The sequence below is a fragment of the Lentibacillus sp. genome (assembly GCF_035301675.1).
In the GTDB taxonomy this organism is placed as follows: domain Bacteria; phylum Bacillota; class Bacilli; order Bacillales; family Amphibacillaceae; genus Lentibacillus.
Window position 1 is genome coordinate 39,387 of record NZ_DATGTT010000053.1, and the last position, 21,394, is coordinate 60,780.

Sequence of the window (21,394 nt, forward strand, 5' to 3'; positions counted from 1 at the left end):
CCATTCTTCCGTTGATATTCTTGTTCTTCTGCTGATACTTCCGCTGTTCTGTTGATATGTTTTTTGTTCTGCAGATACTTGTCCCCTTCTGCAGATTCCCCAGCCAATTCGACGGGAAACTTTTTCGGATAATCACCTACTTTTCCTGTTGTTCTTCATTTAAATCTGTCGGATCTGTCGGGGTTTCCGATGATTGCTTTTCATCCTTGGCGATGAGCCCGCATGCTATTCTGGCACCGGATTCGCCACCTGGCTGACTGACACCATCATCCTTTTTTTCATGGATGACAAGCGACGTGCCTTCACCGGCAAGCAATGATTTTTTACCTTCCATTAAGGTAGCTTCCGGAAGCATCAATTCAGCGTTCACAAGCCCGCCGGAATCAGCTTCGATATTCGGCAAATCACCAAGATGCGACCCTTCAGGATGCATCAGTCCATGCTCATTGCCGGACGGATTAAAATGGCTGCCGGCAGTCGTGAAATCCGGCTGATCACATTTTGGATACTCATGAACATGAATACCGTGATAGCCTGGCTCAAGCCCCTCAAGCTTCACTTTAAAATCAACACCGCTATCCCCCTCTGTCAATTTGACAGTCCCAATCATATCACCTGATGAGTTATACATGTCAACAGTCCGTGATGTTTCATCATTTCCCTGACAGGCGGCCATAAACGCCATCAGTAAAATAACCCATAGTACCTTCTTCATGAATGCTGCTCCTTTGCAGTTACTTTATTTTCAGTATCTGCAAGTGAGACAAAAAATAAACAGGCTTATTAATGTAATAAACCTGTTTTTAATCCTGATCCTCTTCTTTTTTTTCCTGGTATTGTTCTTCAGTTTTTTTCGCTTCTTTTTTGGAATGTTTTACAAAAAAATACGTAGCCAGTACCGCTCCAATCATAAAAATAACGAGTGTGATGACAGCCGGGATATATTCCGTTTTATCCTCCGGGAAATACAAAAACTCCATCATAGTTGATCACTTCCTTTGTCATTATTGCAGCATCCCAGAAAATCAATGTCAACAGAAACCTGACAATTGCCGAGCCTATACCAAATTTGGCATAATAGTATTAAAGGAGGTTACAAGAAATGGCAGTTTCCGTTGAAGATATTGTAGAAGTAAAATATAATTCAGGTAAATACATAGGTGAAGTGCTCGAGGATCGCGGTGAACGCTATTTAGTGAAAGTTCATGCTGTTGTGAAGCATCCGACCCAGGGTGACCTGCACAATCCCGGTGAAACGGAGGGTGTCTTTTTCCAGGTGCGGAAAGCTCTTGCCCACTATGAAAAAATGAATGTCGTCAAATCAGCCGTCAAAAGCTATGACGGCAAAATTCCGGACTATCAGACCTCACTGCAGGAAGCCGTCGCTGCAATAAAGGAAAAACTTTCCAAAAAAGATACCGTGTTCAACAAACAGTCCCTGAAACAGATTGAAGACCTGGAACAGCACACCTATACGAAAAGTTATTATAGATAAAGCACATACTGGATAATGAAAACGGAGCTAGCGGATCATCCTCCCTAGCTCCATGATTTCATAAACAGGTGCTGGAGATTATTACTCGCCCAGATGTTCGTTTACAACCTCGGTAACCCCTTTGATTGCTTCTTCTTCATCCCCGCCGTTTGCGGTTATTTTCACTTCTGCGCCTTTTGGGATTCCTAATGACATGACACCCATAATCGATTTAAGGTTAACATCTTTGCCATTATATGAAATTTCAATTTCTGATTCGAATTGTCCTGCTTTATTTACGAGTAAAGTTGCCGGACGCGCATGAACCCCAGTATCCGCTGTAATTGTGAACGTTTTTTCCTGCATTGCTTTTCATCCTTCCAAAAATAAATTCCTAACGTATGTATTCCGCTATGATGAAATACTATACATCAGTATCATTATAAACAATAATCGTGATTTTTGAAATAAAAATGCAGTGAATTATGTGTCATTTTCGTGAAATTTGTCTTTAAACAGCCGAAGTGGTACCCTAACTTTGAATGAAAATGTATGCAGGAGGCGAAATTATGAGTGTACATATAGGTGCCAATAAAGGCGATATTGCCGATAAAATTTTGCTGCCCGGGGATCCGCTTAGAGCAAAGTTCATTGCGGAGACCTTTTTGGAAGATGTGACGCAATATAACCAAGTTCGCGGCATGTACGGTTTTACCGGTACTTATAAAGGTGAGCGGATTTCCGTCCAGGGAACAGGCATGGGTGTGCCATCGATTTCGATTTACGCCAATGAATTAATTCAGGAATATGATGTGCAAAAATTGATCCGTGTGGGTACATGCGGAGCCATACAAAATGATGTCAAAGTGCGTGACGTTATACTGGCTCAGGGTGCAACAACTGATTCGCAGATGAACCGGATGATTTTCAACGGAATTGACTATGCACCGCTGGCCGATTTCGAACTGCTGAAAAATGCGTATGACACCGGCAAAGAACAGGGTCTGAATTTACGGGTTGGAAACGTGTTTACAAGTGATACATTTTACCGTGACAATGCAAAAGAAGTGAATGAATTATTAGCTAAATATAATGTACTTGCTATTGAAATGGAAACCACAGCATTGTATACACTTGCAGCAAAATTCAACCGCCAGGCACTCACCGTCCTGACAGTGTCCGACCATATTCTGACCGGTGAAGAAACAACAGCCGGGGAACGGCAGACCACCTTCCATGACATGATGGAAGTTTCCCTTGATACAGCTATAAAATAAGGTGCAACGGAGTTCGATACTTTTCTTATATCCAAGATTATGAATAGAACAGCCTTTTGTTTCCAAAGGCTGTTTTTTTATTATGTTAACCAATTATAAATGAGGTTGACATTCGTCGTAATTCTTTTTATTATCATTTATACAAGGAGGGTTAAAATTGAAAAAACTACGCACAGTTGATTTGACATTTGGTGCAGTCTTTGTCTGTCTGATGGCCATCGGGGCAAACATCACGGTATGGTTTCCAATGCTCGCCGTACCAATTGGAGGGGCGGCTGTCCCATTATCCCTGCAGACATTTTTCGCCACCATTGCCGGTTTAATGCTCGGTAAAAGGATTGGGGCCATTTCGATGATTACATATATTTTAGTCGGTATGGCAGGTGTTCCGGTGTTTGCCCAAATGAAAGCAGGACCGATGCAGCTCATCTCCCCGACCGGCGGATTCATTATCTCTTTTATTTTCGTAGCCTTTTTTGCCGGTTTAGTTGCTGAACGAAGCAATAAACCATCAGTGCCAATGTACGGACTGGCATCGATTGTCGGACTGATGTTCAACTATGGAATCGGGGTAACCTACATGTATGTTGCAATGAACACCTGGCTTGAATTAAACATTTCCTACGGCGTTGCCTGGGTGAGCATGATACCATTTTTAATAAAAGATACAGGACTCGCCTTTCTGGCCGTCCTGTTCATGGTCAGCTTGGCAAAGCGCGTCCCATCGAGGTGGCTTTCAACCGCCAAAGCTTGAAGTGATGCAAATGCACTCATCCTTTCTTTGTTCAAACAAGTGTTGGTTATGCTAAAATATATCTAGCTACTTACAGTAGAAGAGCAACAGAGAGGATGTACCTGCATTCATGGATTATTTTGCAAACTTCCCATTATGGGCAGCATTATCTGCAATTATCTTCGCCCAAGTGATTAAAATTCCGATCCGGCTGATGGCAACAAGAGAGTTTAAACCCGGTCTCGCCTTTTCAACAGGCGGTATGCCAAGCAGCCATTCCGCCGCAGTCGCCGCACTGACAACCGGCGTCGGTATTGTAGAAGGTGCTGATTCGGTCATGTTTGCCATCTCCACCGTATTCAGTGTGATTATTATGTTCGATGCTTCCGGTGTTCGCAGACAGGCGGGTGAACAGGCGATTGTCATCAATCAGCTGGTCGAGGATTTCCAATATTTTATGGAAGGTGCAAAAGACTGGAATCGAAAAGAATTATATCAAAAACGCAAAGAACTGAAGGAGTTGCTCGGTCATCAGCCGATTGAGGTATTCTTTGGCGGATTATCCGGCATTGCTATTGCTTTTTTTCTTTATCAGTTTTATTAGCAAAAAATTGTAAGCTTAAAAGCCGCCTCACTCTGTTTGTGAAGCGGCTTTTGCATTTAACTTTCATTGATTTGGTTCCGGAAGACTTGCATTGCCTCGTTTTCGTTCAGGTCAGTCAGTACCTCTTCGGTCAGCTTGCCGTCACCTTTTTTAATGATATAAACTTCAACCTCTTTCTTGCCCCACTCGGAATACACATCTTCAACAGTCTCATAATACAAATCGATTTTGTTGCCGTTAATGGCGCTGCCTTTATCCGCAACAACACCATACCCGTAACCAGGGATATACATGATTGTTCCAATCGGAAAAACATCCAAGTCCGCTGCTATCGTAGAATACAAGTCTCGTTTTACTTTTACACCTGAATACGTTACCCCATATTCCGGGTGGTCCGGGGTTTTTCCGGTCGATTCCGCTCCGGCGGTATAACCGGTTGCCATTACGGTCGTGCTCGGATATTGTTTTGTATTCACATACTCCTCCAATGATTTAGGTCCCTCAATACGCTCACTCGATGTATACCTTTCCGGCTGCTCTTCTACATTCAATCGCTTTTTAGTTAGCGTAACCTCTTTATCTTCAGCTTGACCGGCAGACTTAACGATTGATGCTGTCTTATCCTCAGTCACCCAGGCGTTCACATCTGTCATGGTAACATTTGAGATGGACGAAGAAGTTACGTATAACGCCCCCAAAAATAACAGAGACATCACAAACCTTCGTAATAAAGTTATTCTATTCAATGATAACACCTTTCCGGCAGCATTATTTTGCTGGTACTGTCAGAAAAGTTATTCCAACAGACTATTACCCTTAAATAACTGCCTACTTGGACAGTGTTACCAAAAAGTAAATTTATATACGATTAAATATAAAAAGTAATCAGAATATTGAATGACCCGTCACTTAACAACCCCGATTTGTTTGAAGTGGGGCTCCTCGCCTGTGAAAATAAAAAGCGTTGATTTTTATACTTTAGCATCAACGCTTTTTTGCCTCCTATTAAACTAAAACATCTGATACCCGCTCTTACGCAAAAATTTAATCACGAATCCGGAAACGATAGTCCCGGCAAAACCTGCAACTAAAATGCTTACATCAGCAATCGTTATCTCAGCCAATCCAGAAAAAGCTGTTGCAAATGACTCGCCGGGTGCTGTGAAATACTCTGCTGTAGATATGTCATCGACAATCATCAGAACAATAAACGGATAAATAAATGCCATGAGCCATGTGCGGCGCAGCAGCATATTTAATATAAAGGCCAGTCCAAAAAAGATAATGAAGAACAATATTATGGAAACAACAAACTGTATCAACGTTGTATCTCCCTTCACCAATGCATACAGCCATCATTTTATAATAAATAATAGAAAAAGCAAAGACAGCAAACTCACTTTACCGCCTTAGTAGAAAATGTTGAATTTTCCTTTCCGCATTAAAAGGCTAAATCCACCCAGTTTCAGCAGATAGCGGTTATCGATGATTTTTTTCATAATGACAGCTTTCCATCCGAACAGTTTCCGATTATTAAAAATATCACCAATGGCATCGCTATTGCCAAGCGAGGCAACTGTTCCAAGCAGACTCGGTTTAAATTCACCCAGTTCCTCGGTTCCCTGTACAAGTGCTTTAATATTGTGAGCAGCCGTTTCGGATTGCTGAACGGCAATTTGCGCCGTTGACGGATAAGGTATGTTTGTTTTTCCATCCATAATCAATGCACAATCACCGATTGCAAATACATCATCATAACCGGGCGCACGCAAATCAGGACGCACTTCGATTTTGCCGTGGTTATGCTCAAATCCGGATTCTTCTACAATGGAATTAGCGCGCACGCCTCCAGTCCAGACTGTCGTATATGTCGGAATTGCCGTTTCTTTGCCCTCTTTTTCATATACAATACAATCAGGCTTGCATTCTTTTACAATTCCCCCGGTAATAAATTCAACCCCGCGTGATTCGAGCGAGCTCATCGCATATTCCGTCAGCTGCGGATCGAATCCTGGTAAAACAGCAGATTCTCCTTCAATATTAATAATTCGTACCATTGTTTTATAAATGTCGTATTCTTCACAAAGCTCCGGGATCCGGTTTGCCAATTCACCGAGATACTCAACTCCGGTAATCCCCCCGCCGCCGACAACGATATTAAGTCTGCCAGGATTTTTTTCATCTTCATGTTGATACATGGCAAAGTTATATTCCAGATGATCCCTGATAAGCCGGGCGCTATTAATATTTTCAATCGTAAATGCATTTTCTTTCAGTCCTGGTATGCCAAACGTAGCTGTCTCGAAACCTAAGCCAATGACAAGTATATCGTAATACAGCTCCCCATTCTCCAGCTTAATCTTCTTTTTATCAGGTTTTATTGAAATGACCGTATCCATTACAAAATTGACTCTATCCAAATTGACGACATCCTTGATGGGGATTCTTGTCCGGTCATGATGCAGTGTACCAGCTGCATTTTCGTGCAGCCAAGTGGTCTGATAATGGTAGTCGTATTTATTAACAAGCGTTATCACTGCTTCATTCATGTTTAACATTTTCTGCAGCTTGACTGCAGTCATTATTCCCCCATAGCCGGCACCTAAAATGACAATGTCCGGTTTCTTCATTATGAAATCACTTCCACCTTTACAATTCTTTATATATCTATATTTGCAGTTAACATGAAAAATATTTGTAACACAATTGTAAACCATTTAATATATTATTCCTTTTCAGGACATATTTCAAGATAAATTTTGGCTGTTGGGTAAATCGATTTTTCAGAGGTTTCCAATCAGCCAGTTGAATCAATACACATATACGCCGTGTTTGTGGTACGATGGGCATGGTGTATTTTGAAAACAATTCAATGGGGGGACATCCATGTCAGATAAACTATTCGACATAACCATTATTGGAGCCGGTCCCACAGGCTTATTCACCGCTTTTTATGGTGGAATGCGCCAGGCAAGCGTTAAAATAATGGAAAGCCTACCGCATACTGGCGGGCAATTGACTGCCCTGTATCCAGAGAAATATATATACGATGTTGCCGGATTTCCGAAAGTTCGTGCCCAGGATTTAGTGGACAACCTGGAAGAACAGGCAAATATTTTTGATCCGACAATTGTTCTCGGACAATCGGTTGAAAAGGTGGAACGTCTTGAGGATGATACATTTAAATTAACGTCCAACAACGGCGAGGAACATTATACCAGGACAATGATCATAACCGCTGGCAACGGTGCGTTTCAGCCGCGCCGCTTGAATGTTGAGGACTGTGATCAATTTGAAGGGGTTAATTTACATTATCATGTGAAAGATATGAACGCCTATCAGGGTCAGCACGTTATGCTGCTGGGCGGCGGTGATTCAGCAGTGGACTGGGCATTAATGCTGGAACCGATTGCCGAAAAAGTAACACTGGTACACCGCCGGGACAAATTCAGGGCACATGAACACAGTGTCGAACAACTAATGAATTCCAGTGTCGAAATTGTAACGCCTTATATACCTGCTGCCATCAGCGGTAATGGAAAGATTGAAAATGTTACGTTAAATGAGGCTAAAGGCGATTCAACTATCGACGTCAATGTCGATTCAGTGCTTTGTAATTATGGCTTCGTTTCAACGCTTGGTTCAATTAAAGACTGGGGACTTAACATCGATAAAAACAGTATCGTGGTCAATACGCGAATGGAAACCAATATCCCTGGTATATACGCAGCCGGTGACATTACGACCTATCCGGGGAAAGTAAATCTGATCGCCACCGGATTCGGGGAAGGCCCGACAGCGATTAACAATGCCAAACAATATATTGATCCAAAAGCTCGTATCCAGCCAAGACACTCAACCGCGATGTTTTAACTTGAAAGCCTGGGACATATCCCAGGCTTTCTGTATTTGGATCAGTGGGAGTTGGTTGAGCTGCTGGAAGCCGAAGTTCACATTTAATCTGCTCGAAGTTCACATGCAAAATGCCTGAAGTTCACAATTAGCCTGCTCGAAGTTCACAACCTAAATGCCGGAGTTCACATTTTCAAAATGAAGCGAAAAAATAAGCAGGAATTTAAGCAAACATGTCGAATTAAATTATAAAATAGAATAAGAAAGGTTGTGCGCTTTTGTATATCAAACCTCTAACCATCCCCAAACATATCCTTCAGGCACAAGCGCTAGATAGGCGAAGCTCGGGCAATCACCCTTTTAAAGACAAAATCAGTAAAAGGGCAATGAACCGGCTCTCCGGTTACAAAGGGGAGCAGTCCATGGATTTTCACCTTCAATTTCTTCCGGAAGACTATTTTTTCATTTTTCATTATGTGAGGCTTCCCGACGAATACGGTTATTTTCAATTGGATTTTCTATTGCTGTCACATCATTTTTTTCTGATTATGGAAGTGAAAAACATCCATCTTAACATGAATTTTGATAACATGGGTCAAGCCTTCCGTAACAGAGACGGAGAAGTGGAATTATTCGAAAACCCTGTTGAACAGGTTAATCTTCAGCATATAAGGTTGCTGAATTGGCTTCGTAAATACAACTTCCCTCCTGTTCCTATTGAAAAAATTGTTGTCTACAGCCGTGACGACACTTACTTGCGAAACATTGCAAACGATAAAGTTATTTCTGCTATTGTCATGCATCGTGACAAAGTAATCCCCAAAATTAAATCGTTTATGAAAAAGTATCAATCCCCACTTATTTCCGAAACCGAACTAATGGAGTTGTCCTATCAATTGTTGAAAGAACAAAAAGATGAGGCGGATGATGGGATGAATAAGTTCAATATTTCATATAATGATCTGGTAAAAGGTGTATTTTGTACAAAATGCGGCACGTTTCCGATTATGTGGAAAAATGGATTATGGCGATGTCACGTTTGTGGTACGACTTCAAAAAAAGCGCACCTGTCAACCTTGGCAGACTATGCTTTATTGGTGAAGATTTATATTAATAACCGGGAAATGAGAGAGTTTTCACAGCTTAAGTCAGTCTACACGGCTAAACGATTATTGCAACAAGAAGGATTTGAGCAATATGGTTCGACCAGTGGCAGAAGGTATAAAATAAACTTGGAAAAACTGCTGGAAGCCGAAGTTCACATTTAATCTGCTCGAAGTTCACATGCAAAATGCCTGAAGTTCACAATTAGCCTGCTCGAAGTTCACAACCCAAATGCCGAAGTTCACAAAATACAGCTGAAAGTGCATGATCCTTTGTCCACAACAGGGGAAAATTCAACAAAAAAGCCGCATTTGCATCGCAAATGCGGCACTCCTCTGATGAATGATTAACTGTTTAACAATTTTCCGGTGTGCCTGTACGCTGCTTTGCTCTGAAGGATGAGCCGCAGCCGCATGATACAATCGCGTTCGGGTTATCAATCGAAAACCCGCCACCCATCATGTTCTGCTTAAAGTCAATAGTCGTTCCTTCAACAATCGGTACATCCTGTTTATTCATAACAACCGGAATACCATTTATGTCTTCAACCATGTCCAAGTCTTCATTAACTTCATGATCAAATCCCAATGAATAGGAAAGTCCGCTACAGCCGCCACCTTGTATACCAAAACGCAGACGAGCACCTTCTTCTTCTTCCTGCATCATTTCTTTGACCTGGTTTGCCGCACCATCTGTTATTGAAATAACCATCTATATGTCCTCCTCTTAATTAAGATGAGTCAATTTAATTGTTACTATCAAGTATACAAACTATCGGCCGATGAATCAATGATGACAACTTGAATAAGCGCATTGTCAATCAGGATCAGGTATCAATAGTAAAATTCACCGTCTGCGATCACCTCTGCCTCGTCTGTCATCCAGACGCTGCCATCTGCCGACCATTTAACCGTCAAATCACCGCCATTCAAATGAACCATAACCGGTCTGTCTTTTTGAGACTTGCCATTCAGGACAGCTGCAACTACCGAAGCACACGCACCGGTTCCACAAGCCCGGGTCACACCCGAACCGCGTTCCCAGACTCTTATATTGAACTCCCCTCCAGAGACAACTTCCACAAACTCTACGTTAACACGATCAGGAAAACGCTCGTCGGTTTCGATAACGGGACCCAACTCATACAATGGAGCTTTTTCAATATCATCAACAAAGAATACTCCATGCGGATTCCCCATCGACACAGCTGTCAGCTTCATTGCTGAACGACCTGCATCAAATGGTTCGCTAATCACCTCAGAAATGTCCTTTCCTGTCATAGGAATCAGTGAACGTCTCAGTATCGGCTCACCCATGTTAACGGTCACACTATGCACCACGCCGGAATCAACCGAAACTTCCGCCTCGATGATATTGGCATATGTCTCAATCCGAAAGCGCTTCGTCGATACGAGATAATTTTCAAACGCAAATTTTGCAACACAGCGTAATCCATTTCCGCAATTTTTAGCTTCTGATCCGTCCTTGTTAAAAATCTGCATACGTATATCCGCCACATCACTCGGGTGAATCAGTATCAGGCCATCTGCACCGACACCGGTATTGATATCGGAGACCTTTTTGGCTAAATCCGGTAACACTACCTCTTCCAGGTCAACATCGAACAAATTAACGTAAATGTAATTATTCCCAAGTGCGTGCATTTTCGTAAATGGTATTCTCATCCTCTAAGACTGAACAACTGCCCCGTTTTTGTCCAGTTCCCGGTAAATCGATTTCAATCTGGGAATGCCCTCCGCAGCGATTTCGTCATTAATGAGGACAAGCGGATAAAAATACTCGTCATCTAAAATACGTTCTGCCAATGCCCGGTGTTTTTCATCGTCCGGCGGTTGTTCAATATCAATGTATTCATATGAAATATTATCAGCGATATATTTTCTGCCGATTGCCGCCTGCAGCCATTCATACGTATCCTTGGATCCCGGTGCACCGACACAGCTGGCACAGATCTGGTCTGCCCCGTAAACCGTAATCTTAATATTGTTTTCCATTTCGGATTTCCTCCTTATATTGTCGATTAACCCATCAAAACAACAGCGGCTAACTGAGCTTAAATCCCTGATTCTGTTCAACTAACAAGTAAGTATCACCTTATTTCATTTTACAAAAAGCCTGATTAAAGATAAAATAAAAGTAATTACAAATGTAAAACTAATGGATAGATTTTTTAAGACATCCATTTTATAATGGTAATAAGAAGAAGCGGGTTCAAAAGCTGGTCAATTTTTTTAACAACCCGGAAAGGAGAAGATGGATAATGGAAGAGCAAGTGCAGGAAGTATTAACCAAACTCCGACCGTTTTTATTGCGTGACGGCGGCGACGTAGAACTGATTGATGTGGATGAAGATGGCATTGTACTTATTCGTCTCATGGGTGCTTGCGGCAACTGTCCAAGTTCCACTATCACATTGAAAGCCGGAATTGAACGTGCACTTAGATCTGAAGTTCCCGGCGTTTCAGAAATCGAACAAGTATTTTAAAATATGGAAAAAATGGCAGACGAGTGCGAGTAAGCAGCTCACTTACCGGACGTTTGTGGTGGTCTTTGTCAATAATAAAAACAGCTCAGTTAAATGTGAACTGGGCTGTTTTATTAATTTAATTTGATTTTTCAACAATCGCGCCAGTTCGCATTTTATACTATTTATTGTTAAACAACCCAGTTTGACAAAGGACAAAGATTTCCTCAATAATCACAGTATAAACGATAGCAATATCGATGCTAAGAGTTTCTTTACAAACAAAATGTGAAAAGAAGACCTGGAAGTACAAAAAGATTTTAAACGTATGATATTATTGACAGTCAAACTTCTTTCGGATAGGAACTCGGATTACAGCTCCTACATCCACCATCCAGCGACCAATGGCGCAATCACCGATACCACAATCGCACTTACTACCATGGCGATGGTACTCACCGAACCCTCCAGTGAATCGCGCTCCATGGCTATAGCCGTCCCGATAGCATGGCTCGCACTTCCGATACCGACACCGGTACCGATATAATGATAGATGCGGGTGAATTTAAAGACAAACGAACTTAGCATAGAACCGCCAATTCCCGCAATCATGACAAACACAGCAGCTAATGGCTCGATCCCTCCCATCCCGGATGCCACTTCCATTGCAACTGGAGTGGTTGAATTTTTTGGTATAATCGAGTAGATGATTTTCTCACTCACACCCCACCATTTGCTTAATAGAATGCCACTGGAGATGCCTATTATTGCACCGATAACGGTTCCTGTAAGAATAGGAAAAGTCAGTTGCTTCATCGTATCCCGATGCTCATACAAAGGATAAGCCAAGGCGACTACGGCAGGTCCGAGAAGATGATTGATCCATCCCCCGCCAATCATATAGGTCTCATACGGAATCTGAAAGAGGAGCAAACTCAAAACCAGTATGAATGTAGCGATAATAACAGGAGCCATAAACGTGTAGCGCCATTGCTGGTAAATCTTCAGCCCAATGAAATAGCAGACAATTGTCCCAATCACTGAAGCTAAGCCGATGATAAGATTACTCATTACTGTGACTCCTTCCTTTGTGCTCGATCAGTAATTGACTCACACGTCCCGCAGATACCATCACCATCAATGTACTTACAAGACCAATGAACACTAGCAATAGGCCTTCCCCTGAAAATAAATCCAGGTAATTGATGACACCAACCGTTGCAGGAATGAAAAACAATGCCAGATGCTTGATAAAAAACCGTGCGCCATCCTCCACCCAAGGAGCTTTCATGATACCTGTCATCAGCAGGATAAACAGAAAAATCAGACCGATAACACTTCCCGGGATAAACAGGTCAAATACCTGTTGAATCCATGTTCCCATTAAATACATAACATATAATACTCCGATATGAAGTCCTATTTTCATAGCATTCATCAATCAAAGTCACCTCAGTTTTCATTCAATGCCATCTAGTATAGCAAAAATGCCAGATTCACAGAAATATAACTATTTAAATGACATGATGATTCATAAACAACTTTAAAAATCTATGCACATGTGACATATGAAAATAAAAAGACATTTTCGAAAAGTAGAACACTTGCACGAAAACGTCCTTCCTCAAATTCTAAACCGCTTTATACCTATGACAACTTTAGTTCTTTCGTCCCCCATTTTAAAAAATTGGCTTATCAAGATTTGATAAACCAATTCCTTAAATATTATGCTATTTTGATAATGCGATTTTTATATGGGCTAAGTGATGCTCTTCATGCCATGCTAATTTTGCAACCTTTGTTGCAACTGTTATTTTACCATTTATCTGATGATCAAAAGTTCGATCCAATTGCTCTTCAGTTAAACTATGACCCAAAGATACGATGCGCTCATTTATACCTTCCAACATTTTTATAGAACATTCTACGGGAAGCTTTGTATCCGGTTGAATAGCCCACTTCTCTTCATCAAAAGCTGGTACTGTTGGACTCTCATCTGTTAAAGCCAGCTTCAAACGTTGAAACATGTTCAACTGAGAGTCAGCAATATGATGAACAAGCTCGCGAACTGTCCAGCTACCATCACGATAAGTTTTGCTTAATTCCTCATCGCTTAATGAGTCGACCGTTTCTCCTAATCGAATCGTGTAAGTTTCAATTTGGTTTAACCATTCTTGAATATTTTCAAATGTTACTTTTTCGGGAACTTGTAATTTGCCAATCGGGTATCTTACATCCATTTTTAATCCTCTTTTCCCTATTCTTTATTTCATTATATTTCAGTGTTAACGCTTAATATAATGAATCGGCTTAGTTCTTGTAAACCTTCAGCATTAAAAACTCTTTCTTTGTACAATATACGCTAAATTCGCTCTTATAAAAGAAGTTATTTTTTCCGCCGTAAGTGAACTACTTAAAATGCGAGTTTGATTTTTTTCATTTCACCGGGGTGACCGACTCGCCCCCGTTAAGCACAGCTTTCAAATTATCAAGGCAAAGCTCCAGCATTTTTGTCCGGGTCGCTGCACTTGCCGAACCGATATGCGGGAGACAAACAACATTGTCGAGCCCCACAAGCGGATGCTCCGGAGAAATCGGCTCATTTACGAAAACATCAAGGCCTGCAGCCCGTATTTCGTTATTTGTCAAAGCATCATACAACGCTTGTTCATCCACTGTTCCGCCGCGGGAAGCATTGACAAAGATTGCGGATGATTTCATCGTCTTGAATGCATCCCGGTTAAACATTTCTGACGTCTGTTCGGTTAATGGAATAAGTGAAATAACAAAATCCGCTTCCTGCAGCAGTTTCGGGAATTCTCTATAAACAGCTCCCAGCTCCTGTTCCGCACTTTCCTTCCTTGAGCGGTTATGATACAAAATGGACATCCCGAATCCCTTGGCGCGCCTGGCCACCGCCTCACCTATTCTGCCCATACCGACTATACCGATTGTTTTACCGTGAATGTCGGAACCTGCCAACAGATAAGGTGTCCAATATTCCCACTCGCCGTCACGAATATAATCGGCTGCTTCGACCAGGCGGCGTGCGGTTGCCATCAGCAACGCAAATGTCAAATCTGCTGTTGTTTCTGTCAAAACATCGGGCGTATTCGTCACCACAACGTCATGTTCACGGGCGGCTTCCACATCGATGTTGTCATATCCGACTGCCATATTTGCAACGATTTTTAAATTTTTAGCGGCAGCAAGAAACTCATGGTCAATCGTTTCTGTCAACAAACACAGCACACCATCAGCCGAAGCAGCTTCTTTCAGCAGCACATCCCGGGGTACCGGCACATCCTCTTTTTCCCACATACGAAATTCAAACGAATCCCGGTATGGCTGTAACACTTCATCAGGAATTTTCCTGGTTACATAAATAACAGGTTTCATTACATCAACACTCCAGTCTATATGCTTAATCCATTAAAGCCAGTGTAACACAGGAATCTGCAGTTCTTCACAATTAATGCCGGCATTTTCAAAAAATAACCCAAGTCTTTCTTCATACAAAGACTGCTGCTGAATGATGGCTGACAGCTCTGTGTGCACAGATTCATAATCTTCAGTCAAAAACCCGCGTTCAATGACATCAAATACATGGATTGGATACAGCAGGCGTGCGTACAATAAACGCCAGCCAAAGATGGATAACGGCCGTATGCGCAAGTAATCATCCAAAAAAGTTCGAATATCATTCATCGGATCGTTTTCTTCAAGTAATTTCAACCGGATATACTCTGCCAGGTCACGGGTCGGATGGTCAAACGCCAAGTCGTTCATCCACAGCACATGATTTCTCAGTTGACTGCGATATCGACTGAATACAATTGTGCCCTGGTCAGTGTCATGGAATCGCTGTTCAATCTCGCTTTCTTGCATGTACTGGATGGCATTTTCGCTTAAGCCGATGACATATGGCAAAAAATCCATCAGCAAACTGTAATAGGCATTCGAATGATTTTTTGCCGCCGATCCGATAGCTTCCTCAAAGGCTGTCAGCTTTTCAATCCACAATGTTTTCCATTGACCATAACTTGAAATGGTCTGAGGTTCATATTGATATAATGCACCGGTTGTATGAAATGCTGCCAGCTGCTCGCCATGTGCAGCCTGGCTCTCGGCGGAAGCATTCTTTACCCGCAATACCATGTGGTATCTGTCGTTATATTGCGTATACCACTCGCCCTGAGTGTTTGGAATGGGAATGGACATGTGTCTGTAATTACTTTCCTGTAAATAGTACGCTAATGCCGCCTGCTCCATATGTATTACTTCCTTCTGTTTAGCAGAAATGGTAAAATAAACATAATTCGCATCTTTAAAACCTTCTCTGCCATCCCAAACTGTTTTTTCCTGCGGGTGGATACCATAATGTGCTGCCAGAAATTCCCTCAATACAGTCACTCCTTTCAGTCCTATTACTAAAATATATATGCTTGGAAGCTCTTCATTTTAACTAATTAAAAGAAAAGGTGATAATAATGGATAATAATACGACTAGAACCAAACTGGAAATTAAAGCACGGGAATGGCTCTCTGAACGCGGTGTCACAATAGAAGATATAGGAGATCTTGTATATTATCTCCAGGCGGATTACCATGATGATTTAAGCATGGAAGACTGTCAGTTCAACGTTGAACAGGTGCTGGGGAAACGTGAAGTGCAAAATGCCATCTTAACCGGCATTCAACTGGACAGATTGGCTGAGGAAAATAAACTAGATGAGCCGCTTCAACGAACGATTGAAGTCGATGAAAGCTTATATGGAATCGATGAAATTGTTGCGTTTTCAATTGTCAATGTTTATGGCTCAATCGGCTTTACGAATTATGGCTATATCGACAAACAGAAACCGGGTATTTTGAAACATCTGAATGATAAGTCGACAGAGGAGTGCCATACATTTCTCGATGACATCGTCGGCGCCATTGCAGCGGCAGCCTCAAGCCGGCTTGCACATGCCGCAGCAGATGATGAGTTGCTCGATGACTGAGAAAGCAGTGCTGCCCTCGGGTAGAACACCAAACAAGACTTGGTTTAATTCCAAGTCTTGTTTGGTGTTCCCCTCATAACGTATCCATTTAAATTTAACGAATCCATTCTTTTAGGCTTTGTGCATGATAGGTAGGCATTTTTTCAAAAGTTGATAAATGAGCGTGCGGCGTAACACCGGTGAACACCATCAGTGTATCAATACCGGCGTTGATACCAGCCAAAATATCGGTATAATAATTATCGCCCACCATCAGCGTCTCCTTCTTTGATGTTCCGATCTGCTCCAACGCTTGTTCCATGATAATGGATTCGGGTTTTCCGATAAATGTTGGCTGTATACCGGTGCTGACTGTTACCACTGATGTAACAGCTCCGTTACCGGGTTCCAGTCCACGCCCGGTCGGAAGCGCCACATCAGCATTAGTCGAAATGAATGCCGCCCCGTTTCGTACTGCCATGCAGGCTTTGGACAATTTTTCATAGGTGACTTCCCTGTCGATTCCAATCACGACAACATCACAATTAACATCTGTAATCGTGTGCCCTTCCTTCCCTAAGGCATCATACAGCCCCTCTTCGCCAATGACAAAACAACGGGCATTATTTTTCATCTGCGAGATGTACTTGGCAGTTGCCATGCTCGACGTGAAAACATGCTCAGGGCTGGAAGGGATATTCATTTTCTGTAATTTATCGGAAACCTGCACTTGTGTTTTGGAGGAATTATTCGTTAAAAATAAGTATGGAATATCTTTGGAAGCCAATGTATCAACGAATTCGACGGCAGTATCAATTGGCTCATCACCCCAATACATTGTTCCGTCCAAGTCGATTAAATACGCACAATAACGATCCATATATCTATGTCACCTTCTATTTATTAGTAAAAGCGTTGGCAACGCCCAGTTCGTTATCCAAATAATTTCTGATATGTGAACTGAAAAGTTTTAATGTATCTGTATGTTTCAGGAACGTATCAGCTAACAATTGATGGTCGGTCTGCAAGTATTCCTTAACGACCATTTTCCGAAGCTGAATAATCGCCTTGTAATTCGCTTCCTCATGTTCAGGAATAACGTTTTCATCGATTAATATATCAATAATGTCATCAAAACTGCCCGGATCGCGCATAATAAAACCATCAATCATCATATTCCCAACATCAAGTGTTGATTCAATCACCATATGCACGGTGCGTTCAAGGTACAGCTTGTCCGCAAACGTATCAAATGTGTGCCTGTTGACTTCTTCCAGCAGCTTATCCATATATTGAAGTGTTTCTTCAATCTTTTTTCGATCAACAAAATACATCGCTAACCCTCCATCTGTTTGTATACACATCATACCACATTTGCGGGTTAGGGGGACATGGTGTCTGACACTCTGTCCCAAATTTGAAAAACATCCAGATTCTGGGGGTATAAAAGTGGAAAATAAATTTGAGTTTCTGAAAAACGAGGTTGTGACAAGAGAAATCAGGTACATTAGCTTCATGAGCAAACTGAAGCGCTATGATTTTGCATTTATGAAAAGTGAAGAAAAGCCGGACAAATATATTGTCATTCATCTGCAGGAGAACCGCTTTGCCCTCCTGGGAAAAGAAGAGCTGTCAGAAAAAGGACATATCGAGCATGTCTTTCACGAATCGGAAATGGAAGCCGATGAAATACGGGATTTTTTGCGGGAAGTATTGTAGAAATCAGGGAAGATGCTAATTGGCATCTTCCCCGATTGCAGATTAGAGCTTGTTGTTCACTCATTTGATTTCTTCCTCTGCTCATCAATCATGTCAATTGCTTTTTCGCTTTCCTCTTCAACTTTTTCCCTAAGCTTCTCCCGTTTGTTATCATTAAACTTAGACAACTTTTCCTCACGCTCTTCAATCCGATTTTTCAATTCAGCGGCTGCTTCCTTACTGATTTTCCCTGATTGCTGAAGATGTTCAAAACCATCCATGTAAAAACCATTTTCGTTCGCTATAACTTCATCAAATTCAGAAGCAATCGCATCTACGTCATCCTTTTTATGAATTGCGTCCCATCTTATATCAGTCGATTCCATCGCACTCCACATGTTCATTTCAGCTGCTTGTAATGCTTCACTGATATTATTTTCAGCCGCTTCAAGCATATCTTCACCAGAATCCACATTGGTGAATTCGCCACCGCCTGCTTCAGCAACCTCCTTAAGTTGCTGCTGGGCTTCATTTCCAACATCAAATCCGATAATATTCACAGCTGTCGCAATTCCGGATTCATGCAGCTGTTCTGCTGCCTTCACCGGATCACCGCCACATGTCTCTTCCCCATCACTGATGATATAGACGATACTCTCAGTATTGTCGCCTGATTGTTTTTTCAAGTCTTTTTCAGCCGCCTTGATTGATGCTGCCAATGGCGTCCATCCCGCCGGCTCAAACTCGGAAAGCGCGTTATCAAACGATCTGCTGTCATATGTATTCATTGGATAAACAACTTCCGAACTGTTGCAGGACATTTTTTTATCAGCATCACTTCCGGTACCTTTGTGGCCATAGACACGCAGCATTACCTGTGCATCTTCCGGCAAATCAGACACAAATTGTTTCAATGCATCTTTAGCAGCGGTCATTTTCACTTCACCATTCACATGTGCACCCATACTGCCACTCGCATCCATTAGTAATGCCACATGCTGCTTCTTTTCCTCTTTTTCCTCAGATTCATTACTATCTCCACTTGTCGGGGCGCCCCCAACCGTAAACGTTGAATCAAATTTTTCATACTTTTTGAGAACAGATCCATAATCTGCGGCCATCAGATAGGTTAAGTAGTTATACGCCTCTTCAGCACTGACATTCTCCGGGAGCGATTCCAATTCCTGATCCAATTTTTCCGTATCGACTTCATTTGTTGCCGACAACTTACCAGGACCTTCATCGACCATCCCCTCAGCGTCATCAGCAGCTTCAGGGATATCAGGTTCTTCCTTTTCGGCTGATTTCTCCTTCTTATGCTCATCACCGGATGCGGCATCATTGGAGCAGCCACTAAAAACAACTGTCACAACAGCCATCAAAATAATTATCCATCTGACATGTTTCATGGCGAACCTCCTTGTGAAATCTATTATCATAGTTTTAAAGTCTGTTGATTAATCCCCTGTATTGGTGTCAGCTTACTTAGGATGTCTCAGGTCTTTCCTTGATGAAGCGTTCGTTTCAGCTAAGTATTTATAAAAATCTTCTTTTTCAACTTCTATGTGCTCTTCTTTTGTTAACTTTTTCATGTTGCGTTGGTATGTGGCATATTCGTTATCTTTAGACTGTACTTTATCATCTTTTGAATATTGAGCCAAATAGCTTTTGACAGCTATATTTTTATGCTTTTTTACGTCAGGGTCATTTAATTCTTTTATATATTTAAATTTCGGCTTACATTCATCCATTGCTACTATCTGCCTATATTGTAAATAGCTTATTTCCGCGAAATAGTTGACCGCTTCTTCAATATCTCGTTTCGTAAAATTTTCCTCATCTCCATCACGATAATTTTGACTTTTTTGTTGAAAATCGCTATATATTTCGACCAATACGTTCCTGCAGGCTAAACATTATATTGATTCTTTCAAGACAAAAATCAAAACTATTTCTGGTTTCTTGTGATAAATGGTCTTCAGGTTCGTTCCAAATGCTTTTTTAATTGGTCATCAAGATCTGCAAATAATCCATTGAACGGTTAAAACAGTTTTATGGAAATCTTCAAAATAAGCTTTTGCCTTGTTCGCAGTTTTTCCTGAAAATGAGCTCATAGCACTCATGCTTTCAATACTTTCTTCAATGCTGCTTAAACTCGATTTAATATACTTTACCAGTGGGATAGATACATGCAGAGTAATCAAAATATCCGATAACACCCTTTTGATTATATAAAGGCGCTCTAGTTAAAATCATCAGCTTAAGATCACCATTTTTCAGTCGTACAACACTACCAATTGGTAATATGTCCATTCTTACGCCCACCTTATTTATACAGTTTGATCATTCCCTATAACTCTATTTCTTTTTTTCTAAACCCTTTAAGCACTTTAATCCTTTCAAGGGGTTTCATAAAAACAAGAACCCATAAAGCTGCTATGCCTACGCCACCGATAATCAACAATACGATTTGATGGATTAGCAAAAAAACCCGAAACCACCAATAGCTAAAAGAATTGCCAAGCCACATCCAAACAATTCTACACGTAACTGTTTCATTCCTTTAATGGCTATTTCTTCTAAGTTCTCCGTGTCAAAAAACATAGGTCGTGCCGTATCCTCCAGATAATAATTACGATATATGATTAATCCTAAGAAATAACTAAGCACAAACATAATTATAACCATAGCTATATTTACAAACGTACTTTGAATTTGACTATAAAAACGATCAGCAAAATCTGATCCATAAATCACGATTAAAAACAGCATGATGTACACTACATATGTTTTCTTTCGATGCTGAACTTTATATAATTCATTATGTTCTTTATCATAAAAAAGTGTATAAAGTTCCTTTTCTCTATAGATTGGGATCAGGTTATTTCATTATTTCACTCCCAAATTCAACTTATGTTATCCAAAACATGAACCTAAACCATCGAATAATCCTGAGACAGCATCACCGATAGCCTCACCTATTTTCTCTTTATTGTCGTACACAAAATCGAAAGCGACACTACCTGCAACACCTATACCAAAGCCAACCACGGATGGTTTTCCTGTTTCCATGGCTTCTTTGACAGCTTGTACTTTAAATTCTTTTGAGTATCTTGTTCGTTTCATAAAGCTTCCTCCTTGGTACATAAGCAGTATAGTAAATTACACTCTTATTGTCCAAGTTC

31 protein-coding genes are annotated in these 21,394 nt (G+C 41.3%); 9 read left to right on the forward strand and 22 right to left on the reverse strand.

Going from position 1 to position 21,394, the window contains the following annotated elements:
* Positions 1 to 136: 136 nt before the first annotated feature.
* Positions 137 to 715 carry a superoxide dismutase family protein gene (locus tag VK097_RS09860; RefSeq protein WP_324211635.1) on the reverse strand — a complete coding sequence of 193 codons (579 nt, stop codon included), beginning with the start codon at positions 713 to 715 and terminating at the stop codon, positions 137 to 139.
* An 88-nt stretch (positions 716 to 803) separates the two neighbouring features.
* Positions 804 to 983 carry a hypothetical protein gene (locus VK097_RS09865; protein WP_324211636.1) on the reverse strand — a complete coding sequence of 60 codons (180 nt, stop codon included), beginning with the start codon at positions 981 to 983 and terminating at the stop codon, positions 804 to 806.
* A 119-nt stretch (positions 984 to 1,102) separates the two neighbouring features.
* On the opposite strand from VK097_RS09865, the gene kapB reads away from it, so the two are divergent.
* Positions 1,103 to 1,495, forward strand: coding sequence for a kinase-associated lipoprotein KapB (gene kapB / locus VK097_RS09870; RefSeq protein WP_324211637.1), 393 nt, complete (start codon positions 1,103 to 1,105; stop codon positions 1,493 to 1,495).
* 81 nt (positions 1,496 to 1,576) lie between these two features.
* Here the strand turns inward: kapB and VK097_RS09875 are convergent, their stop codons facing one another.
* Positions 1,577 to 1,840, reverse strand: a complete 264-nt coding sequence (locus VK097_RS09875) for a phosphocarrier protein HPr (RefSeq protein ID WP_010532294.1) — start codon at positions 1,838 to 1,840, stop codon at positions 1,577 to 1,579.
* Between the two features lie 203 nt (positions 1,841 to 2,043).
* On the opposite strand from VK097_RS09875, the gene deoD reads away from it, so the two are divergent.
* The 3 genes from deoD to VK097_RS09890 all read left to right on the forward strand — a co-directional run bounded on the left by deoD (position 2,044) and on the right by VK097_RS09890 (position 4,088).
* Positions 2,044 to 2,751, forward strand: coding sequence for a purine-nucleoside phosphorylase (gene deoD / locus VK097_RS09880; protein ID WP_324211638.1), 708 nt, complete (start codon positions 2,044 to 2,046; stop codon positions 2,749 to 2,751).
* Positions 2,752 to 2,908: 157 nt separating this feature from the next.
* Positions 2,909 to 3,505, forward strand: a complete 597-nt coding sequence (locus VK097_RS09885; RefSeq protein WP_324211639.1) for a biotin transporter BioY — start codon at positions 2,909 to 2,911, stop codon at positions 3,503 to 3,505.
* A gap of 109 nt (positions 3,506 to 3,614) precedes the next feature.
* Positions 3,615 to 4,088, forward strand: a complete 474-nt coding sequence (locus VK097_RS09890) for a divergent PAP2 family protein (RefSeq protein ID WP_324211640.1) — start codon at positions 3,615 to 3,617, stop codon at positions 4,086 to 4,088.
* A 56-nt stretch (positions 4,089 to 4,144) separates the two neighbouring features.
* Here VK097_RS09890 and spsC read toward each other — a convergent pair whose 3' ends face one another.
* From spsC to VK097_RS09905, 3 genes are all read right to left on the reverse strand, one after another.
* Positions 4,145 to 4,801 carry a stationary phase survival protein SpsC gene (spsC, locus tag VK097_RS09895; RefSeq protein WP_324211641.1) on the reverse strand — a complete coding sequence of 219 codons (657 nt, stop codon included), beginning with the start codon at positions 4,799 to 4,801 and terminating at the stop codon, positions 4,145 to 4,147.
* A gap of 297 nt (positions 4,802 to 5,098) precedes the next feature.
* A complete protein-coding gene (locus tag VK097_RS09900) occupies positions 5,099 to 5,410 on the reverse strand; it encodes a YuiB family protein (protein WP_324211642.1) in 312 nt (103 codons plus the stop codon).
* A gap of 87 nt (positions 5,411 to 5,497) precedes the next feature.
* The gene (locus VK097_RS09905) at positions 5,498 to 6,718 is read right to left on the reverse strand and encodes an NAD(P)/FAD-dependent oxidoreductase (protein ID WP_324211643.1); all 1,221 of its coding nucleotides are present in this window, start codon (positions 6,716 to 6,718) and stop codon (positions 5,498 to 5,500) included.
* Positions 6,719 to 6,974: 256 nt separating this feature from the next.
* Between VK097_RS09905 and VK097_RS09910 the strand changes: the two genes are divergently transcribed.
* Together VK097_RS09910 and VK097_RS09915 are read left to right on the forward strand one after the other, a co-directional pair.
* Entirely contained in the window at positions 6,975 to 7,961 is a 987-nt protein-coding gene (locus tag VK097_RS09910; RefSeq protein ID WP_324211644.1) for an NAD(P)/FAD-dependent oxidoreductase, read from the forward strand.
* Positions 7,962 to 8,326: 365 nt separating this feature from the next.
* Positions 8,327 to 9,208, forward strand: a complete 882-nt coding sequence (locus VK097_RS09915) for a nuclease-related domain-containing protein (RefSeq protein WP_324211665.1) — start codon at positions 8,327 to 8,329, stop codon at positions 9,206 to 9,208.
* 190 nt (positions 9,209 to 9,398) lie between these two features.
* Here the strand turns inward: VK097_RS09915 and VK097_RS09920 are convergent, their stop codons facing one another.
* From VK097_RS09920 to VK097_RS09930, 3 genes are all read right to left on the reverse strand, one after another.
* Complete coding sequence (locus VK097_RS09920) at positions 9,399 to 9,755, reverse strand: HesB/IscA family protein (RefSeq protein ID WP_324211645.1); 357 nt, start codon at positions 9,753 to 9,755, stop codon at positions 9,399 to 9,401.
* 122 nt (positions 9,756 to 9,877) lie between these two features.
* Positions 9,878 to 10,729, reverse strand: coding sequence for a diaminopimelate epimerase (gene dapF / locus VK097_RS09925; protein ID WP_324211646.1), 852 nt, complete (start codon positions 10,727 to 10,729; stop codon positions 9,878 to 9,880).
* Positions 10,730 to 10,732: 3 nt separating this feature from the next.
* Positions 10,733 to 11,059 (reverse strand): YuzD family protein, encoded by a 327-nt coding sequence (locus VK097_RS09930; protein ID WP_324211647.1) that lies wholly within the window; start codon positions 11,057 to 11,059, stop codon positions 10,733 to 10,735.
* Between the two features lie 266 nt (positions 11,060 to 11,325).
* Here VK097_RS09930 and VK097_RS09935 point away from each other — a divergent pair, with 266 nt between their 5' ends.
* Positions 11,326 to 11,550 (forward strand): NifU family protein, encoded by a 225-nt coding sequence (locus VK097_RS09935; protein ID WP_414672175.1) that lies wholly within the window; start codon positions 11,326 to 11,328, stop codon positions 11,548 to 11,550.
* A gap of 360 nt (positions 11,551 to 11,910) precedes the next feature.
* Here VK097_RS09935 and VK097_RS09940 read toward each other — a convergent pair whose 3' ends face one another.
* From VK097_RS09940 to VK097_RS09960, 5 genes are all read right to left on the reverse strand, one after another.
* Positions 11,911 to 12,600, reverse strand: coding sequence for an LrgB family protein (locus VK097_RS09940; RefSeq protein WP_324211648.1), 690 nt, complete (start codon positions 12,598 to 12,600; stop codon positions 11,911 to 11,913).
* A complete protein-coding gene (locus VK097_RS09945; protein ID WP_324211649.1) occupies positions 12,593 to 12,967 on the reverse strand; it encodes a CidA/LrgA family protein in 375 nt (124 codons plus the stop codon). The genes VK097_RS09940 and VK097_RS09945 overlap by 8 nt, the downstream gene beginning before the upstream one ends.
* A gap of 292 nt (positions 12,968 to 13,259) precedes the next feature.
* Positions 13,260 to 13,769, reverse strand: coding sequence for a YfiT family bacillithiol transferase (locus VK097_RS09950; RefSeq protein WP_324211650.1), 510 nt, complete (start codon positions 13,767 to 13,769; stop codon positions 13,260 to 13,262).
* Positions 13,770 to 13,965: 196 nt separating this feature from the next.
* Positions 13,966 to 14,928 carry a 2-hydroxyacid dehydrogenase gene (locus VK097_RS09955; protein ID WP_324211651.1) on the reverse strand — a complete coding sequence of 321 codons (963 nt, stop codon included), beginning with the start codon at positions 14,926 to 14,928 and terminating at the stop codon, positions 13,966 to 13,968.
* Between the two features lie 33 nt (positions 14,929 to 14,961).
* Complete coding sequence (locus VK097_RS09960; RefSeq protein ID WP_324211652.1) at positions 14,962 to 15,933, reverse strand: protein kinase family protein; 972 nt, start codon at positions 15,931 to 15,933, stop codon at positions 14,962 to 14,964.
* A gap of 86 nt (positions 15,934 to 16,019) precedes the next feature.
* On the opposite strand from VK097_RS09960, the gene VK097_RS09965 reads away from it, so the two are divergent.
* Positions 16,020 to 16,532 (forward strand): phosphatidylglycerophosphatase A family protein, encoded by a 513-nt coding sequence (locus tag VK097_RS09965; protein ID WP_324211653.1) that lies wholly within the window; start codon positions 16,020 to 16,022, stop codon positions 16,530 to 16,532.
* A gap of 94 nt (positions 16,533 to 16,626) precedes the next feature.
* On the opposite strand, the gene VK097_RS09970 is transcribed toward VK097_RS09965, so the two are convergent.
* Together VK097_RS09970 and VK097_RS09975 are read right to left on the reverse strand one after the other, a co-directional pair.
* A complete protein-coding gene (locus VK097_RS09970) occupies positions 16,627 to 17,391 on the reverse strand; it encodes a TIGR01457 family HAD-type hydrolase (protein ID WP_324211654.1) in 765 nt (254 codons plus the stop codon).
* A 16-nt stretch (positions 17,392 to 17,407) separates the two neighbouring features.
* The gene (locus VK097_RS09975) at positions 17,408 to 17,845 is read right to left on the reverse strand and encodes a DUF86 domain-containing protein (protein ID WP_324211655.1); all 438 of its coding nucleotides are present in this window, start codon (positions 17,843 to 17,845) and stop codon (positions 17,408 to 17,410) included.
* Positions 17,846 to 17,960: 115 nt separating this feature from the next.
* Between VK097_RS09975 and VK097_RS09980 the strand changes: the two genes are divergently transcribed.
* Positions 17,961 to 18,230, forward strand: coding sequence for an SAV0927 family protein (locus VK097_RS09980; RefSeq protein ID WP_324211656.1), 270 nt, complete (start codon positions 17,961 to 17,963; stop codon positions 18,228 to 18,230).
* A gap of 56 nt (positions 18,231 to 18,286) precedes the next feature.
* Here VK097_RS09980 and VK097_RS09985 read toward each other — a convergent pair whose 3' ends face one another.
* From VK097_RS09985 to VK097_RS10005, 6 genes are all read right to left on the reverse strand, one after another.
* Positions 18,287 to 19,618, reverse strand: coding sequence for a vWA domain-containing protein (locus VK097_RS09985; protein ID WP_324211657.1), 1,332 nt, complete (start codon positions 19,616 to 19,618; stop codon positions 18,287 to 18,289).
* Between the two features lie 72 nt (positions 19,619 to 19,690).
* On the reverse strand, positions 19,691 to 20,104 hold the full coding sequence (locus VK097_RS09990) for a hypothetical protein (protein WP_324211658.1): 414 nt from the start codon (positions 20,102 to 20,104) through the stop codon (positions 19,691 to 19,693).
* Between the two features lie 117 nt (positions 20,105 to 20,221).
* Positions 20,222 to 20,332 (reverse strand): hypothetical protein, encoded by a 111-nt coding sequence (locus VK097_RS15435; RefSeq protein ID WP_414672176.1) that lies wholly within the window; start codon positions 20,330 to 20,332, stop codon positions 20,222 to 20,224.
* Positions 20,333 to 20,369: 37 nt separating this feature from the next.
* The gene (locus VK097_RS09995; protein ID WP_324211659.1) at positions 20,370 to 20,522 is read right to left on the reverse strand and encodes a DUF4176 domain-containing protein; all 153 of its coding nucleotides are present in this window, start codon (positions 20,520 to 20,522) and stop codon (positions 20,370 to 20,372) included.
* 165 nt (positions 20,523 to 20,687) lie between these two features.
* Positions 20,688 to 20,981, reverse strand: coding sequence for a hypothetical protein (locus VK097_RS10000; protein WP_324211660.1), 294 nt, complete (start codon positions 20,979 to 20,981; stop codon positions 20,688 to 20,690).
* 144 nt (positions 20,982 to 21,125) lie between these two features.
* Complete coding sequence (locus tag VK097_RS10005) at positions 21,126 to 21,335, reverse strand: hypothetical protein (RefSeq protein ID WP_324211661.1); 210 nt, start codon at positions 21,333 to 21,335, stop codon at positions 21,126 to 21,128.
* Between the last annotated feature and the right edge of the window lie 59 nt (positions 21,336 to 21,394).

Excerpts from the sequence above, each read along its gene's own strand:
- VK097_RS09860 (WP_324211635.1), bottom strand. The coding sequence starts at position 715 with ATGAAGAAGGTACTATGGGTTATTTTACTGATGGCGTTTATGGCCGCC.
- VK097_RS09865 (WP_324211636.1), bottom strand. The coding sequence starts at position 983 with ATGATGGAGTTTTTGTATTTCCCGGAGGATAAAACGGAATATATCCCG.
- kapB (WP_324211637.1), top strand. The coding sequence starts at position 1,103 with ATGGCAGTTTCCGTTGAAGATATTGTAGAAGTAAAATATAATTCAGGT.
- VK097_RS09875 (WP_010532294.1), bottom strand. The coding sequence starts at position 1,840 with ATGCAGGAAAAAACGTTCACAATTACAGCGGATACTGGGGTTCATGCG.
- deoD (WP_324211638.1), top strand. The coding sequence starts at position 2,044 with ATGAGTGTACATATAGGTGCCAATAAAGGCGATATTGCCGATAAAATT.
- VK097_RS09890 (WP_324211640.1), top strand. The coding sequence starts at position 3,615 with ATGGATTATTTTGCAAACTTCCCATTATGGGCAGCATTATCTGCAATT.
- spsC (WP_324211641.1), bottom strand. The coding sequence starts at position 4,801 with ATGTCTCTGTTATTTTTGGGGGCGTTATACGTAACTTCTTCGTCCATC.
- VK097_RS09905 (WP_324211643.1), bottom strand. The coding sequence starts at position 6,718 with ATGAAGAAACCGGACATTGTCATTTTAGGTGCCGGCTATGGGGGAATA.
- VK097_RS09910 (WP_324211644.1), top strand. The coding sequence starts at position 6,975 with ATGTCAGATAAACTATTCGACATAACCATTATTGGAGCCGGTCCCACA.
- VK097_RS09915 (WP_324211665.1), top strand. The coding sequence starts at position 8,327 with ATGAACCGGCTCTCCGGTTACAAAGGGGAGCAGTCCATGGATTTTCAC.
- VK097_RS09920 (WP_324211645.1), bottom strand. The coding sequence starts at position 9,755 with ATGGTTATTTCAATAACAGATGGTGCGGCAAACCAGGTCAAAGAAATG.
- dapF (WP_324211646.1), bottom strand. The coding sequence starts at position 10,729 with ATGAGAATACCATTTACGAAAATGCACGCACTTGGGAATAATTACATT.
- VK097_RS09930 (WP_324211647.1), bottom strand. The coding sequence starts at position 11,059 with ATGGAAAACAATATTAAGATTACGGTTTACGGGGCAGACCAGATCTGT.
- VK097_RS09935 (WP_414672175.1), top strand. The coding sequence starts at position 11,326 with ATGGAAGAGCAAGTGCAGGAAGTATTAACCAAACTCCGACCGTTTTTA.
- VK097_RS09940 (WP_324211648.1), bottom strand. The coding sequence starts at position 12,600 with ATGAGTAATCTTATCATCGGCTTAGCTTCAGTGATTGGGACAATTGTC.
- VK097_RS09945 (WP_324211649.1), bottom strand. The coding sequence starts at position 12,967 with ATGAATGCTATGAAAATAGGACTTCATATCGGAGTATTATATGTTATG.
- VK097_RS09950 (WP_324211650.1), bottom strand. The coding sequence starts at position 13,769 with ATGGATGTAAGATACCCGATTGGCAAATTACAAGTTCCCGAAAAAGTA.
- VK097_RS09955 (WP_324211651.1), bottom strand. The coding sequence starts at position 14,928 with ATGAAACCTGTTATTTATGTAACCAGGAAAATTCCTGATGAAGTGTTA.
- VK097_RS09965 (WP_324211653.1), top strand. The coding sequence starts at position 16,020 with ATGGATAATAATACGACTAGAACCAAACTGGAAATTAAAGCACGGGAA.
- VK097_RS09970 (WP_324211654.1), bottom strand. The coding sequence starts at position 17,391 with ATGGATCGTTATTGTGCGTATTTAATCGACTTGGACGGAACAATGTAT.
- VK097_RS09975 (WP_324211655.1), bottom strand. The coding sequence starts at position 17,845 with ATGTATTTTGTTGATCGAAAAAAGATTGAAGAAACACTTCAATATATG.
- VK097_RS09985 (WP_324211657.1), bottom strand. The coding sequence starts at position 19,618 with ATGAAACATGTCAGATGGATAATTATTTTGATGGCTGTTGTGACAGTT.
- VK097_RS15435 (WP_414672176.1), bottom strand. The coding sequence starts at position 20,332 with ATGAGTGCTATGAGCTCATTTTCAGGAAAAACTGCGAACAAGGCAAAA.
- VK097_RS09995 (WP_324211659.1), bottom strand. The coding sequence starts at position 20,522 with ATGGACATATTACCAATTGGTAGTGTTGTACGACTGAAAAATGGTGAT.
- VK097_RS10000 (WP_324211660.1), bottom strand. The coding sequence starts at position 20,981 with ATGCTGTTTTTAATCGTGATTTATGGATCAGATTTTGCTGATCGTTTT.
- VK097_RS10005 (WP_324211661.1), bottom strand. The coding sequence starts at position 21,335 with ATGAAACGAACAAGATACTCAAAAGAATTTAAAGTACAAGCTGTCAAA.